Genomic DNA, 14218 nt, shown 5'->3' with positions numbered 1-14218 from the left:
TTATTGGCGGCTATTCTAGCAGTGCAGTAGCCGCTTAAAAAGCTTTAATACCTAAACATCTTCATAATTTATAAGTTTATTGGCAAGCCGCTGAATTTGCTATTTTGCTAACGATATTTCAGTGACATGGTTATGCTCACCATCCACAGTCCAGCGAATATTAAAATCATACAAACTCATACCATAGTCCTGCTGTGATGTGCGTTTCTTTTTATAAGCCGGACGAGGGTCCTGCTTCAGTACATTGGTAATGAACTGTCGAAGTTCAGGATAGTTTTTCTGTTTTTCGATAAAAATGTTGGCCTCGTCTGAGAAACTAACAGACATTTGCGTTTCTGGCCGAGTATCAGCAAAGCCAGCCGTGGCATCCACCAAGGCATCTGAATAGGGAAGGTACGGCTTAATATCAATGATTGGTGTACCGTCCAATAAATCTACGCCGGAGAGCAATAGAGCCAGCTGACCATTTTTATACTCTACGCCCTCGAGCTTTACTGCACTCATGCCAATCCCATTGGGTCGAAAAGTCGCTCTAGTCGCAAACACGCCTTTACGTTCATTGCCACCGAGTCTCGGAGGACGTACAAGTGCGGAGTAACCTTTATCAGCGGTTTCATGAAAACGAAACAACAACCATATATGCGTGAACGCTTCAATACCACGAACAAATTCTTCGCGATTGAATTCACCAACAAATCTAAGCTTGGCTTTTGCCTCTGGGACAAGCCTTGGTTGTCTCGGTATAGCGAACTTCTGTTTATAAGGAGATTGGATAAAGCCGATGGGCTCGATAGTGATTTGTTCCACTATGGTCTCTGTTTTAATTAAGATGAGCGAAGTTTACTATTGATCCTGACTTTCACAAAACCCTGCTCGTAATTAGCCCTGTAATGTCATGTAATTTATCTATTCAGATTTTTCGCATAACCTTGTAAACAATGGAATTGCTGGTGGAAGTCGCAACATGAATCGGCACACTTTTTCGCCCCAAAATGGCTTACGTTCGAGTTTACGCACAGATAACGAACAAATTATTGGTACTCGAGCGTACGAGTACAAGCAATTGGTAGAAGATATAAAGCCAATTCAAGGTTTACGAGAAAAATTACAAGCATTTAATCGCCTGAAACGAGATGAGTATAAATAATGGAGTTTCATAGAAAGGTTGACCAAAGTTGTCAAGAAGTGCTCTGTAAATCATCCCCTTTAAAGCCTATTTTGATCCGCGCTATATCGGAGCGTAGAGCTGCATTGCAAGCAATAATTAATGATTTAACAGAAGGGGTAGTAAGTCCAACTAAAATGGATGTACTGCTCAGTCAAGAGGCTGAAAAAGTAAGCTTACAATTATTAAAAGACGGTAATTTAAGCAAACGCGATGCGCTAGCTGCAAGTGAAAAAGTTATTTTTTCTCTTGCAAGAAACCTTTTGTGAAATTGCTATTTAACTTAAAGTTTGAATAAGTAATGTTCTTTGTTGGATAAGCTTTTAAATGTAAAATTGGATTAAATCGCTAGTTCAATGGTACTTAGTTTCAGCAGCTTTAGTATCTCTGCATAGAGCGAATCCAATTTGCACTTGTCAACATTGTTAATGCTGGTCCACTTGCAAGAAATCCGTCCAAATGCCCCGAAGTTCGTCATTGTAACCAGTTCTCACAATTTAAATTTGCTGAAAATATGCAGTGGCAAATATCGAAAAGTTGGGGTGAGTGTAATGTCGTGGTTTTTGGTGAGCCGAATAGCGCCTTTAAACTGCTAGAAGTTCAATCGTAGTTGAACTTCTACACTTTAATTTTTGTTATCAAACCTTCATGTTATTTACTATCGGACAAGGTTTCTTCTAATAGCGATTCGGTCTGGATCGCTATTTCCTTCATTTTCACCGCATAGGCTTCTAATTTTTTCTCCTCTTCGGTTTTCGCTTTAAACTGAGGAATTTGAATTGGATACCCAGCTTGGTCCATGGCGATAAAGCTGATAATACAGTGATTGGTTTCGACAAGTCGTTGCGTTTTTGGATCACCACAGCGCACCTGAATAAAAATCTGCATACTGGTGTTCCCGGTATGGGCAATGCGCGCGGAAACCTCAACAATCTGACCCACAAGAATCGGACGGTGGAAACGCATGCCCGCAACTGAAACGGTAACGCAATAGCTGCCGCTCCAACCCGCGGCGCAAGCATACCCAGCTTGATCAATCCATTTCATGACCATACCACCGTGTACTTTACCGCCAAAGTTGACGTCGGTGGGCTCTGCTAAAAATCGAAAGGTGACGGATTGTTGTGGCATAGGCTCAGCTCTATTTTTAAAAATATACGCTAAGTATAGGAAAGAAAGGGGCATTTCGCCCCCGCAATTTAGGATTTATTGATATTACATGTTTGGATAGTTCGGACCACCAGCCCCTTCTGGGGTGACCCAGGTAATATTTTGGCTCGGATCTTTAATATCGCAGGTTTTGCAATGAATACAGTTTTGCGAATTGATAACAAACTGCTTCTCACCTTGCTCGTTTTCGTTTACTTCATACACGCCTGCAGGGCAGTAGCGCTGCGCAGGCTCATCAAACTTAGCTAAATTCACTTTGATTGGTATTTCAGAATCTTTTAACTGTAAATGACATGGTTGCACTTCTTCATGATTGGTATTCGATAAAAATACGGAAGAAAGTTTGTCAAAACTTAATTTACCATCCGGCTTTGGGTAACTTATAGTTTGCGATTCAGATGCAAGCTTAAGCTGTGCGTGATCCTGATGTTCGTCCTTAATAGTAAATGGTAGCGAACCTGAGAAAATGTTTTGGTCGATCATATTGTAGGCGCCACCCATAATACGACCTAACTTATGCATTGCTGGGCCAAAGTTACGAGATTGATAAAGCTCATCATAAAGCCAACTTGCCTTAAATTTGTCGGCAAAACTTACCAAGTCTGACGGAGCGCTTTCTTGGCCTAATGCCTCAATGATGGCATCGGCTGCAAGCATACCTGACTTCATTGCAGTATGGTTGCCTTTAATTTTGGCAAAGTTGAGGGTACCTGCGTCACAGCCAATCAGTAAACCACCTGGGAAATGCATTTTAGGTAGGCTGTGAAAGCCACCTTTGGCGATTGCTCGAGCACCATAGGCAATGCGCTCACCACCTTCAAGTACACTCGCAAAGGTGTCGTGATGCTTCATACGCTGAAACTCATCAAATGGACTTAGGTGTGGATTAGTGTAATTTAAGTCGATGATTAACCCGACCACGACTTGATTGTTTTCAGCATGATACATAAATGAACCGCCATGGGTATCATTGTCGAGTGGCCAACCTGTGCCGTGTACAACAAGACCTTCTTTATGCTTGCTTGGGTCTACTTGCCAAATTTCCTTAAAGCCGATGCCATAGTGTTGAGGGGAAGCGTCTTTATCCAGTTTAAATTCAGCTATAAGTTGTTTGCCTAAGTGGCCACGGCAACCTTCAGCAAATACGGTATATTTCGCTCTAAGCTCCATTCCAGGCATGTAGCTGTCTTTAGGCTGGCCATCTCTATCTAGGCCCATATCACCGGTAATAATACCTTTAACTTGTTGCTCTTCTATTATTAGAGAGTGGGCGCTAAAGCCTGGAAAAATTTCAATGCCAAGTTGTTCTGCTTGTTCAGCGAGCCAACGGCAAACATTACCCATAGAAACAATATAGTTGCCGTCATTTTTAAATGTTTTTGGTACCACTAGATGAGGCAGTTTGGTGGCATTGATTTCATTTTTGAATAAATAAATGTCGTCACCCGTCACTTTCGTTGTCACGGGAGCGCCTTTTGCAGCCCAATCAGGGATAAGTTCATCTAGTGCTTTGGTTTCAAATACTGCACCCGACAAGATATGTGCACCTACTTCTGAGCCTTTTTCGACTACACAGATCATTAATTCTTGTTGTTTTTCTTGAGCCTGTTGAGCGAGTCGGATAGCGCAAGACAGGCCCGCAGGACCTGCACCAACTATCACAACATCAAACTCCATGGTTTCACGTTCGACCATTATTAACCTCACACTATTTGACGGTAGATTAACTAAAGAGAGGCTTTAGTTTGATTTTCGTTAAACTAAGGTTATTTGAGGTTGACGTTTACGTCAACAGGAAGTAGTCTGAAACCAATAAAATAATTTGTTGACGTAGACGTCAGCTTAGAAAATAACCAGATGATGGAGTAACCATGAAAGTACTTGTGCCAATCAAACGCGTGATTGATTACAACGTAAAGGCAAGAGTCAAATCTGACAACAGTGATGTTGATTTGAGCAATGTCAAAATGGCGATCAACCCATTTTGTGAAATCGCGGTAGAAGAGGCGGTTCGTTTAAAAGAAGCGGGCACCGCAACGGAAGTTATTGCCGTATCAATTGGCGATAAAGCTTGTCAAGAGCAGCTAAGAACGGCGCTTGCACTAGGTGCAGATAAAGCAGTTCACATTGAAACAGACGCAAAGCTTGAATCTCTGCACATTGCAAAACTACTGGCTAAGGTAGTGGAACAAGAAAGTCCAGAGCTGGTCATTCTAGGTAAACAGTCTATCGATTCTGATAATAACCAAACAGGACAAATGCTAGCGGCGTTAACTAAGCGTGCTCAGGGCACTTTTGCCTCTAAAGTTGTAGTTGAAGGCGATAAAGTACAAGTGACGCGTGAAGTTGATGGCGGTTTGCAAACGGTGTCGCTATCACTTCCAGCGATCGTGACAACAGACTTGCGTTTGAATGAGCCTCGTTATGCTTCACTGCCAAATATCATGAAAGCTAAGCGTAAACCACTAGACGTAATTGCAGCGGATTCGTTAGGCGTTGATTTAGCTCCTCGTATTGAATTGGTGAAAGTTGAAGAGCCAGCTAAGCGCTCTGGTGGCGTGATGGTTGAGAGCGTTGAAGAGTTAGTAAACAAGTTAAAAACAGAAGCAAAGGTGATCTCATGAGCGTATTAGTTATTGCTGAGCACGAAAATGGTGTATTGAAACCTGAAACCGCTAAGGTGGTTGCTGCTGCAACAAAAATAGCAAGCGACATCACCGTATTAGTTGCAGGTCACAACATCGCTGAGGCTGCCAATCACTCTGCACAGATCGCTGGCGTAAAAAAGGTGGTTGCTGTTGATGATGCTTCATTCGAACATCAGTTGGCAGAAAACACATCTGAGCTAGTCGTTGAATTAGCAAGTGACTTTTCACACATTTTGTTTTCAGCGTCTACCACAGGTAAAAATATCGCGCCACGTGTCGCGGCGTTACTCGACAAATCACAGATCTCAGAAATTATCGATGTGATTGATGCAGACACCTTTAAGCGTCCAATTTATGCGGGTAATGCAATTGCGACTGTAAAATCATTAGACTCACAAAAAGTTATCACTGTGCGTGCATCAGCATTTGATGCCGTAGAGACTCAAGCAGCATCTGACATTGAGGAGCGCTCGCAAAGTATTGCCTCTCAAGTGAGTGAGTTTGTGAGCATTGAACAAACTGAATCTGAGCGCCCTGAATTAACTGCCGCACCGGTTGTTATTTCAGGTGGCCGTGGTATGCAAAACGGTGAAAACTTTGCCTTGCTAAATGGTATTGCTGACAAACTAGGGGCCGCAATTGGTGCATCGCGTGCTGCTGTTGACGCGGGCTTTGTGCCTAACGATATGCAGGTGGGCCAAACCGGTAAGATTGTGGCGCCTAACTTATATATTGCAGTTGGGATCAGCGGCGCTATTCAACATCTTGCAGGTATGAAAGATTCTAAGGTCATTGTCGCTATCAACAAAGATCCAGAAGCCCCGATTTTCCAAGTGGCTGATTATGGCCTTGTTGCGGATCTATTTGATGCGTTACCAGAGCTTGAACAGGCGCTGTAACGCTTCTTTTTGTAGCTAGCCTACATCAAGAAAAATAATTCTGGTTGTTAAAGCCGTTGTACCTTTGGTCGCGGCTTTTTTCGTATTTGGGATAAAAACGTTAGGAGTAAATATGTTATCAGGCTTAAATCACATCACAATAGCGGTATCTAACCTAAATACATCACTGGATTTTTACTGCGGTTTGCTAGGGTTTGAGCTTTGGGTAACTTGGGACAAAGGCGCGTATTTAGCGCTTGGTGAAGTATGGCTTTGTTTATCTTTAGGAGAGCCAACTCCGAGCTCAGGTTACAGTCATATAGCGTTCAATATTGCTGCCGAAGACTTTACGACTTTTTCTAAAACATTATTGGATAACGGAGTTGGCTTATGGCAGCAAAATAGCAGCGAAGGAGACTCGCTCTACATTTATGACCCCGATCATCACAAACTCGAGATCCATAGTGGTAGTTTGCAAAGTCGGTTAAAAAGTTTGCTGCAGCAACCGTATTCAGGCCTCACTTGGTATAAAAAATTATAATTTTAATTACCAGTATTAATTATCTCGTCGTTTAAATTGATGCTTATATTATTCTGGTAAACAAGTAGGGCGCAATGACTTGCTCGGAAGCGCCCAAACCTTATTTAATGGTTAGTAGTCGTAACTAATATGTTGGAAGAAGCGTACGTTGATATCTTGCTTTTCAACATTAACAGGAAGTTGCGCAACAAAGCGTTTAATCGCCGTTTCTACGTGATTCATAAAACGACCATAGCCCATGTCTTTTTTGTCTTTGTCATTGGCAACGATCACAAAGCGAATGGTGTCCACTAGGTTTGCTTCGTTAAACAGCGAGTAAATTTGATTGTCACCGGAGCCGGTATCAAAACTCAGCTTTTGTAGCTCTCGGTTAGTATCGGACTTATCGATTTTGGCGCTTCTGATGATAGGCAAACGGCCATCGGCTACCATTGCTACCATATTAAGCTGTTTATCGGCGCAAGAAGAAAGAAATGCATCTTCTAGTGTACGATAGAATTGTCCGTAATCACTAGGGCGCATTTGGCTTTGGAACTCTGTTTTTATTGCACGTGACACTGGAATGTTAAAGGTCGCGTAGGTCATTTCACTATATTCTTCTGGTAACGTGCAGTTTCTGGCTTGATAACGTGGGTAAAGTGCACGCAATTTATAACCATACGACTCTTTGTCACCTTTCGCTTTGGCAAAGAGATCATAGGTTAAATGTTGATGGTCTCTCACTCTAAACTGAGGTTCTAGCGGAGAAAAGCCTTCTTTAAGTGCATCAAGCACCTTTTTCACTTTGTTGTGGAAGGTCGCTGCATTGGCGCGTAATTCATTTCCCGTGGCTAAAAATAATAAGCGGATTTTACGCGCTTGGTATCCGTCATTGAGATAAGTTTGGTGCGCTTCGTGGAACTTAGGGTTGTAGAAAAACAAAATCTGCTTTTCTGTTTGCATGGTATAGGCTTCGTCGTGGTAACGCACCACCGGCAATTTATCGTTCGCAATTACATGTACATTATGCAGCTCATATTCGTCACACAGTGCGAATAGCTGGCGAGACAAACGCTCGTAACACGCGCTGCTGGAGTCAAAACATGCATAGAATGCATCATCCGGTTTAAACTCAGCAAGAATATAGTGGTTGTTCCTAGCCTTAGTTGATATATAAACACGATTCAAATTCATTGAAGCCATTACTTTTGTCCTTTCCTCGGTAACGTGACTTAAGCAGTGTTTGTGGTATAAACACTGAGATGGCGCAACTATAGGATGAAGTTGTGACGGAAATATTGCGCTAGAACAAAATTTGTCACAAAAATCTGATGAACATTTAACCAAATGAATAAATCCTGATACAGCGCAGATAATTGCTGTAAGTTCGGCTGAGTTTTTGTAATAATGCCGAGGTTAACTAAGAGCATAATTCAGAGGAAAGATTTCCTATGGCGGAAACTGAAAATCGCCCATCAAACTTTATTCGCAACATTATTGATGCGGATCTTGCCAGTGGCAAACATGCGTCTACGCACACACGTTTTCCACCTGAGCCAAATGGCTTTTTACACATTGGCCATGCTAAATCAATTTGCTTAAATTTTGGTATTGCCCAAGATTATCAAGGTAAGTGCAACTTACGCTTTGACGATACCAACCCAGAAAAAGAAGACATCAACTACGTTAAATCTATCCAAGAAGATGTCCAGTGGCTTGGCTTTGAGTGGGATGGTGAAATTTGTTATTCATCAAACTACTTCGACAAGTTGTATAGCTACGCCGTAGAGCTAATTGAAAACGGTAAAGCGTATGTTTGCTTCCTGTCGCCTGAGCAGGCGCGTGAATATCGTGGCACGCTGACTGAGCCTGGCAAAAATAGCCCTTATCGTGACACTTCACCTGAAGAGAACTTAGCCTTATTCGAAAAAATGAGAAATGGCGAGTTTAAAGAAGGGGAATGTGTTCTTCGTGCCAAGATTGACATGGCAAGCTCATTTATGGTGCTTCGCGACCCTATCATCTATCGTGTACGTTTTGCACACCATCATCAAACTGGTGATAAGTGGTGCATCTATCCGATGTATGACTTTACGCACTGTATTTCCGATGCGCTTGAAGGGATCACGCATTCACTTTGTACATTAGAGTTCCAAGATAATCGCCGTTTGTACGACTGGGTGCTAGATAACATCAGCATTGCGTGTCATCCGCAGCAAATCGAGTTTTCTCGTTTAAATCTTGAATACACGGTGATGTCGAAGCGTAAGCTTAATGACTTGGTTGTTAATAACCATGTTGAAGGATGGGACGACCCGCGCATGCCGACAATTGCAGGGCTTCGTCGTCGTGGTTATACACCAGCTGCAATTCGCGAATTTTGTAAGCGCATTGGCGTAACCAAAATGGACAACATGGTTGAAATGGGTATGCTTGAAGCGTGTATCCGTGATGACTTAAACGAAAATGCACCACGCGCAATGGCGGTACTTGACCCTGTTAAGCTAGTAATTGAAAACTTTGATGCAGATAAAGTTGAAATGCTACAAGCGCCTAATCACCCAACATTAGACATGGGCGAGCGTGAGCTACCGTTTACGCGCGAAGTCTACATTGAACAAGAAGATTTCCGCGTAGAAGCGAACAAAAAGTTCAAACGTTTGGTGCTAGGTAAAGAAGTGCGTCTTCGTAATGCTTATGTGATTAAAGCTGAGCGCATTGAAGAAGACGAAAACGGTAATATTACGACAATCTACTGTAGCTACGACCCTGATACTTTAGGTAAAAACCCAGAAGATGGCCGCAAGGTAAAAGGCGTAATTCACTGGGTATCTGCTTCACATTGTATTGAAGCGCCAGTGCGTCAGTATGATCGTCTATTTACTGTGCCAAACCCAGCGGCTGCTGAAGATTTCACGGAAGTGTTAAACCCAGACTCTTTGGTAACCATTGCAAATGCCAAACTTGAGCCAGCACTTGCAAACGCTAAGCCTGAGCAAGGTTATCAGTTTGAGCGTTTAGGTTACTTCTGTCGTGATAACAAGTCAGAAGCGCTAATGTTTAACCAAACTGTTGGTCTACGTGATTCGTGGGCTAAGATAGAACAGCAAGGTTAATACTGAATGAGGTCGGCTAATGTCGACCTTTTTTATTGCTTTTCCTACGTACAATTATGTCTGAAAAATCCATCCAACACTTCTATATCAACGAACAGCAGTCCATCTACTTACTGTCTCATCATGATGCAAAAAAGCATCGTCAATGGCTGAATATCTGTAAAAAACAATTGAGCCAACTTGGCTATAAACATGTTGAGGTAATTGGCTCTGGTGCATTTGGCTTCGTATTTGCTGGTAGAAGTGATATGGGGAAAGACTGGGTGTTTAAATTTTCTCGGATCACGCTTGCCCAAAGTGTGCGTGATAGGCTTGAAGATGAAGGCTATATGTTGTCGCAAATTGACAACCCTATGGTGCCAAACTTCTATGCCTTCGAGCGAGTAAAGAAGCAAGGCATTTTGATGATGGAGCGTGCCCCTGGTGAAGATTTAGAAAAGATCTCACTCAAAAAGGGCCGTTTTAAAGCGCATGAGTTGGTAAGCCTCGCGTTAAAACTCAGAAATGTGTTGGTTGATTTGCGCGAGCGTCGCAATGGCATGTCTCCTCAGCCCATCGTTCATGGAGATATTAAGCCATCCAATATCGTTTGGGATGAAGCTTCCGATGGTTTCTCTTTGGTTGATTGGGGAAGCTCAGTCTATGCTCAGGTGGACGTGTATGGCGAGCCTATCGCCAGCAATATCATGGATTTAATGTCATCTGATGTAAGTACGACTAACGCTCGGATGGGAGATGTGTACTTTATTGGCGATGAGCAAATGTCGGGTGCACAATCTTCTCCTCGTTTTGATGAACAAGGCGTTGCATCGACGATTTATGCACTGGCTAGTGCACAATCATGTCGCTTTGGTGCTCAGGTCATTCCTGCTAGCGCTTTGGGGCTGCCAAAAGTATTTGCGCAAGTGCTGGATGGCATGCTTAGCAAAGACAAAGCAACGAGGGATAGCGCAGGGGATTACTTTGTTCGTAATATGCCAGCAATGGCAAAAATGTATTTACCTGATTTAACACTGTCAGAGAAAAAATCCCGCATTCCTTTTTGGACCTACGAAGCCGCAGTTAAACCTGAAACGGTCGTCTATAGCTCACGCAAGCAGTTTTTACGTCGTGCTGACGATAAACACAATCTAAGAGACGTAAACGACGCGCAATTAGATAGATATTATAAAGAGTTTTTGTTTGATACCGGCGATACCGAGAAAGCCTTTTTGGCCTCAATCAGCAGGCTGGCAAAATATCCGGTCGTTGGTGGTCTCAGTTTTCACTGGAAAGACGCGCAAGTATTTGTTGAGTCGAGTCTTATTTTACACGATGAAACATTGAGTCTTGCATTTAAAGACGCGTTGAACGCCACCGTAATGCTCGCGCAGGGGATCAAACAAAAAGGTTTATTTAAATGTTGTTTATTCGACGCGCGGCAAACTATTCAATTGACTCGTGACGGCACCGGTGCGTTCCAATTTGACCATCTGCCAGAACTAGAGTTTAGCGTTAGCGATATTTCGAGCAATGAAATTACACGCCCGCATTCATACTTTGAAGACGGCAAAGATCCAGACGAGCAACTGCAGCTGCCAAGACAGATAATTCAATGCGTGTTCGAGTTAAATCAGATCCATCATACAGGTTGCATCATTTTTGAATCGTTGCAAGATAGGATGAAAATTCATTATTACTACCGGCTACTTGATGCTAATAAAGCAGCGCAATTTAAGGCGCTATTGACTCGGATCATGCAATACGCGGTTAGTATTCAAGATTATGGCGTAGCAGGGTTTATGAAGCTGCCCTATAAAAATACACGTGAGTTTGCTTTATGCGACCGTCAGTCTGACTTTTTCTTTCCCAAAAATCCCAAAACATTTGTCGTTAACACTTAGGTGTTAGTACCGCTTCTGGCCAGTTATTGAGGCTCTTGCTGATTTATGAAATAGTGACTATACCAATTCAAATAGCGATAACCTAGCTGACGAAGGAAAGTGATGAGCAATCAACTCGCTTGCGATAGCAATGCTATTCGTAAGTCTATCGAAGTGCTGTACAAGCAAGAAAGCCGGAAAATTTACGCCACACTGATCCGCCTTTTAGGTGACTTTGAGTTAGCGGAAGAAGCATTGCAAGACGCGTTTAATGCGGCGTTAAAACACTGGCCTACTCAAGGCATGCCGGAAAACCCAGTCCCTTGGTTAATTTCTACTGGTCGCTTTAAAGCCATTGATGCAATACGTAAACAGCAACGTCAAAGAGAAAAGCTAGAAGTTGCTGCTACTGAAGTGGATGGGGTTTCTGATATCGCAGGCCACGCTCAAGAGCCAAACGCCAATGCAATTGAAGACGACCAATTGCGATTAATTTTTACCTGCTGCCATCCGGCTATTGATCCAAAGGTACAAGTTGCGCTTACTCTGCGGGAGGTCTGTGGACTAACAACAGAAGAAATTGCCAGTGCATTTTTGGTGTCTAATACAACAATGGCACAACGAATTGTGCGCGGCAAAGCGAAGATCCGTGATGCCCGTATTCCGTTCGAGCTGCCAGACGACACTGACTTTAACAACCGACTTGATGCGGTGCTTACGGTTATCTATCTGGTCTTTAATGAAGGGTATTCAGCAACACAAGGCGAACTTGCAATACGCAGTGAACTGACGTCCGAGGCCATTCGCTTAACTCGTTTACTTTATTCTCTAACACCAGATCCAGAAGTGGCGGGGTTACTCGCCTTGATGCTCTTGAATGATGCAAGAAAGGCGGCGCGCACCAATGCTAGCGGTGACATCATTTTACTGGAAGATCAAGACCGAAACCTTTGGAGTAAAGGTATGATCGCCGAAGGTACGCAGTTGGTCGCTGAAATAATGCGCGCCGGTGAATATGGCTTTTACACCATTCAGGCCGCTATCTCTGCGACTCATGCAGTTGCGACAACTGCAGCGGCGACAGATTGGTCACAGATTGTTGAATTATATGCTCAGCTACACCAAGTAAGCCCGTCTCCTGTTATTGAGCTCAACCAAGCGGTCGCAATCGCTATGAAAGAGGGGCCAGATGCGGGTATTACCATTATAGAGCGGCTATTTGAGCACAAAGAAATGCAAAGATATCACTTGGCTCATGCGGCTTATGGCGAACTATTATCTCGTGCTGGCAGAACGGCTAGTGCGATTAATGCATTTAAAACGGCTCTCAACTTAACAACGCAATTACCAGAGCAAAGGGTTCTCAAACAAAAGCTTCTCAAGCTCGGTGAAAATTAATTAAGAAAATTTTCCTTACTTTGTCGATCTCTAAAGAATGCATTCGACTAGAGTGTATAGAGCACTTTATTTATTAACACCGCAGGTAACCTTTGGTTATTCAGCTCTATTTATAAAAGACAACAGGAGAATTGACGATGAAAGTAATGGTGATTGTAAAAGCAAGTGAAGGGTCTGAAGCAGGGGAGTTACCAACCGCGGAATTAATGGCTGCGATGGGAGAATTCAATAATGCATTAGTTGATGCTGGAATAATGACTTCTGGTGATGGTTTAAAGCCGAGTAAAGAGGGAGTTCGCGTTCGTTTTAAAGGCGAAGAGCGCATAGTAACTAAAGGGCCTTTTGCAGAGACTAATGAGTTAATTGCAGGTTATTGGGTATGGGAAGTTACATCAATGGAAGAGGCGCTAGAATGGGTTAAGCGCTGTCCTAATCCCATGAATGAGGAATCTGATATTGAAGTTAGACCGTTTTATGAAATGGCTGACTTTGCAGGTATCGATCCCAGCGGCGAAATCCTCGAAGACGAAGAACAATTAAGACAAAAGATTGCGATGCAAACTGCACATGTTTGCAATTATTTGTTTTTTGCAGGGCGTACCGAAGAGGCACTTGAATACTATCAACAGCATCTATATGCCAAAGTCGGTCTGCTTATGCGTTTTAACGAAAGTCCAGATCCTATTCCTGATGGTGCGATACCAGAAAACTTCTCAGATAAAGTAATGCACTGTGAGTTTAGCATTGGCGATATGAAGATTTTTGCATCTGACGGCTGTGGTGATGATGCACCGTTTGCAGGATTTAGTCTGTCTATAACAATTGATTCTGAACAAGAAGCTCACCGTGCATTTAATGCGCTAGCCGATGGTGGCACGGTCAGAATGCCATTACAAGAAACATTTTGGTCCCCCCTTTATGGTCAAGTCGTTGATAAATTCGGTGTTGCGTGGATGGTGATGTTACCTAGTAATACTAATTAACCTTGAGCACGGAATAGCTAAGTCAGATCGAGCAGCAAAAGACGTTCGCTATTCAGATACTAATTAATAAGGAGCTGGACACACTATGAAATATGTCGCTTTGGTTTATTACGATGAACAAGCAATGGAAAAGCTCTCACAAGATGAATGGGACGCACTTAACCGTGAATGTATCGCGTGTGGGGAATCATTAAAAGAGCGCGAGCAGATGATAGGGGGCAACGCGTTGCTCTCAACTCAAAGTGCGACAACCTTGCGGGTACGAGCGGGTAAAGTCGATATTACCGATGGCCCATTTGCAGAGACTAAAGAGCAGCTTGCGGGGTTTTATTTACTTGATGTTAAAGACTTAAATGAGGCCATCCAAGCGGCTAGCAAAATTCCGCCAGCGCGCTATGGCAGCATTGAAATTCGGCCTGTTCGCGAGTTACAAGACGAGAACAATGTCAGCTATGAAGCACAAAAACGAGAATAATAG

The 14218-nt window shown here is 43.0% G+C and carries 14 protein-coding genes; 10 read left to right on the top strand and 4 right to left on the bottom strand.

Annotated elements, in window-relative coordinates:
• Positions 1 to 99: 99 nt before the first annotated feature.
• Positions 100 to 807 carry a tRNA (N6-threonylcarbamoyladenosine(37)-N6)-methyltransferase TrmO gene (gene tsaA / locus L1271_RS07205; RefSeq protein WP_235367458.1) on the bottom strand — a complete coding sequence of 236 codons (708 nt, stop codon included), beginning with the start codon at positions 805 to 807 and terminating at the stop codon, positions 100 to 102.
• Positions 808 to 964: 157 nt separating this feature from the next.
• Here tsaA and L1271_RS07200 point away from each other — a divergent pair, with 157 nt between their 5' ends.
• Both L1271_RS07200 and L1271_RS07195 read left to right on the top strand, forming a co-directional pair.
• A complete protein-coding gene (locus L1271_RS07200) occupies positions 965 to 1147 on the top strand; it encodes a hypothetical protein (protein ID WP_235367457.1) in 183 nt (60 codons plus the stop codon).
• A gap of 104 nt (positions 1148 to 1251) precedes the next feature.
• A complete protein-coding gene (locus tag L1271_RS07195) occupies positions 1252 to 1434 on the top strand; it encodes a hypothetical protein (protein WP_235367456.1) in 183 nt (60 codons plus the stop codon).
• Between the two features lie 382 nt (positions 1435 to 1816).
• Here the strand turns inward: L1271_RS07195 and L1271_RS07190 are convergent, their stop codons facing one another.
• Positions 1817 to 2296, bottom strand: coding sequence for an acyl-CoA thioesterase (locus L1271_RS07190; RefSeq protein WP_010372647.1), 480 nt, complete (start codon positions 2294 to 2296; stop codon positions 1817 to 1819).
• A gap of 84 nt (positions 2297 to 2380) precedes the next feature.
• Positions 2381 to 4030 carry an electron transfer flavoprotein-ubiquinone oxidoreductase gene (locus L1271_RS07185; RefSeq protein WP_235367455.1) on the bottom strand — a complete coding sequence of 550 codons (1650 nt, stop codon included), beginning with the start codon at positions 4028 to 4030 and terminating at the stop codon, positions 2381 to 2383.
• A 176-nt stretch (positions 4031 to 4206) separates the two neighbouring features.
• Between L1271_RS07185 and L1271_RS07180 the strand changes: the two genes are divergently transcribed.
• From L1271_RS07180 to L1271_RS07170, 3 genes are all read left to right on the top strand, one after another.
• Positions 4207 to 4959, top strand: a complete 753-nt coding sequence (locus L1271_RS07180; RefSeq protein ID WP_174168906.1) for an electron transfer flavoprotein subunit beta/FixA family protein — start codon at positions 4207 to 4209, stop codon at positions 4957 to 4959.
• On the top strand, positions 4956 to 5882 hold the full coding sequence (locus tag L1271_RS07175; RefSeq protein WP_235367454.1) for an electron transfer flavoprotein subunit alpha/FixB family protein: 927 nt from the start codon (positions 4956 to 4958) through the stop codon (positions 5880 to 5882). The genes L1271_RS07180 and L1271_RS07175 overlap by 4 nt, the downstream gene beginning before the upstream one ends.
• Before the next feature lie 112 nt (positions 5883 to 5994).
• Positions 5995 to 6402, top strand: a complete 408-nt coding sequence (locus L1271_RS07170) for a VOC family protein (protein ID WP_235367453.1) — start codon at positions 5995 to 5997, stop codon at positions 6400 to 6402.
• Between the two features lie 111 nt (positions 6403 to 6513).
• Here L1271_RS07170 and L1271_RS07165 read toward each other — a convergent pair whose 3' ends face one another.
• Positions 6514 to 7584: a DUF3083 family protein gene (locus tag L1271_RS07165; protein ID WP_235367452.1), complete on the bottom strand. Its 1071-nt coding sequence runs from the start codon at positions 7582 to 7584 to the stop codon at positions 6514 to 6516.
• A gap of 248 nt (positions 7585 to 7832) precedes the next feature.
• Here L1271_RS07165 and glnS point away from each other — a divergent pair, with 248 nt between their 5' ends.
• The 5 genes from glnS to L1271_RS07140 all read left to right on the top strand — a co-directional run bounded on the left by glnS (position 7833) and on the right by L1271_RS07140 (position 14215).
• Complete coding sequence (gene glnS, locus L1271_RS07160; RefSeq protein WP_211868904.1) at positions 7833 to 9497, top strand: glutamine--tRNA ligase; 1665 nt, start codon at positions 7833 to 7835, stop codon at positions 9495 to 9497.
• 56 nt (positions 9498 to 9553) lie between these two features.
• Complete coding sequence (locus L1271_RS07155; protein WP_235367451.1) at positions 9554 to 11380, top strand: protein kinase domain-containing protein; 1827 nt, start codon at positions 9554 to 9556, stop codon at positions 11378 to 11380.
• 102 nt (positions 11381 to 11482) lie between these two features.
• Positions 11483 to 12757 carry an RNA polymerase sigma factor gene (locus L1271_RS07150; protein WP_235367450.1) on the top strand — a complete coding sequence of 425 codons (1275 nt, stop codon included), beginning with the start codon at positions 11483 to 11485 and terminating at the stop codon, positions 12755 to 12757.
• Between the two features lie 137 nt (positions 12758 to 12894).
• On the top strand, positions 12895 to 13740 hold the full coding sequence (locus L1271_RS07145) for a YciI family protein (protein ID WP_235367449.1): 846 nt from the start codon (positions 12895 to 12897) through the stop codon (positions 13738 to 13740).
• Between the two features lie 85 nt (positions 13741 to 13825).
• Entirely contained in the window at positions 13826 to 14215 is a 390-nt protein-coding gene (locus L1271_RS07140; protein WP_235367448.1) for a YciI family protein, read from the top strand.
• The last annotated feature ends 3 nt before the right edge of the window (positions 14216 to 14218 follow it).

The organism is Pseudoalteromonas sp. OF5H-5 (assembly GCF_021530695.1).
Lineage (GTDB): Bacteria > Pseudomonadota > Gammaproteobacteria > Enterobacterales > Alteromonadaceae > Pseudoalteromonas.
The sequence above is the reverse complement of the archived record's forward strand: the minus strand, read 5'-3'. Positions and strand labels throughout refer to the sequence as shown.

Bases quoted from the DNA above. Each gene is read 5' to 3' on its own strand.
- L1271_RS07175 (WP_235367454.1), top strand. From the start codon at position 4,956: ATGAGCGTATTAGTTATTGCTGAGCACGAAAATGGTGTATTGAAACCT.
- L1271_RS07180 (WP_174168906.1), top strand. From the start codon at position 4,207: ATGAAAGTACTTGTGCCAATCAAACGCGTGATTGATTACAACGTAAAG.
- L1271_RS07140 (WP_235367448.1), top strand. From the start codon at position 13,826: ATGAAATATGTCGCTTTGGTTTATTACGATGAACAAGCAATGGAAAAG.
- L1271_RS07145 (WP_235367449.1), top strand. From the start codon at position 12,895: ATGAAAGTAATGGTGATTGTAAAAGCAAGTGAAGGGTCTGAAGCAGGG.
- glnS (WP_211868904.1), top strand. From the start codon at position 7,833: ATGGCGGAAACTGAAAATCGCCCATCAAACTTTATTCGCAACATTATT.
- L1271_RS07200 (WP_235367457.1), top strand. From the start codon at position 965: ATGAATCGGCACACTTTTTCGCCCCAAAATGGCTTACGTTCGAGTTTA.
- L1271_RS07170 (WP_235367453.1), top strand. From the start codon at position 5,995: ATGTTATCAGGCTTAAATCACATCACAATAGCGGTATCTAACCTAAAT.
- L1271_RS07190 (WP_010372647.1), bottom strand. From the start codon at position 2,296: ATGCCACAACAATCCGTCACCTTTCGATTTTTAGCAGAGCCCACCGAC.
- L1271_RS07155 (WP_235367451.1), top strand. From the start codon at position 9,554: ATGTCTGAAAAATCCATCCAACACTTCTATATCAACGAACAGCAGTCC.
- L1271_RS07185 (WP_235367455.1), bottom strand. From the start codon at position 4,030: ATGGTCGAACGTGAAACCATGGAGTTTGATGTTGTGATAGTTGGTGCA.
- L1271_RS07165 (WP_235367452.1), bottom strand. From the start codon at position 7,584: ATGGCTTCAATGAATTTGAATCGTGTTTATATATCAACTAAGGCTAGG.
- L1271_RS07150 (WP_235367450.1), top strand. From the start codon at position 11,483: ATGAGCAATCAACTCGCTTGCGATAGCAATGCTATTCGTAAGTCTATC.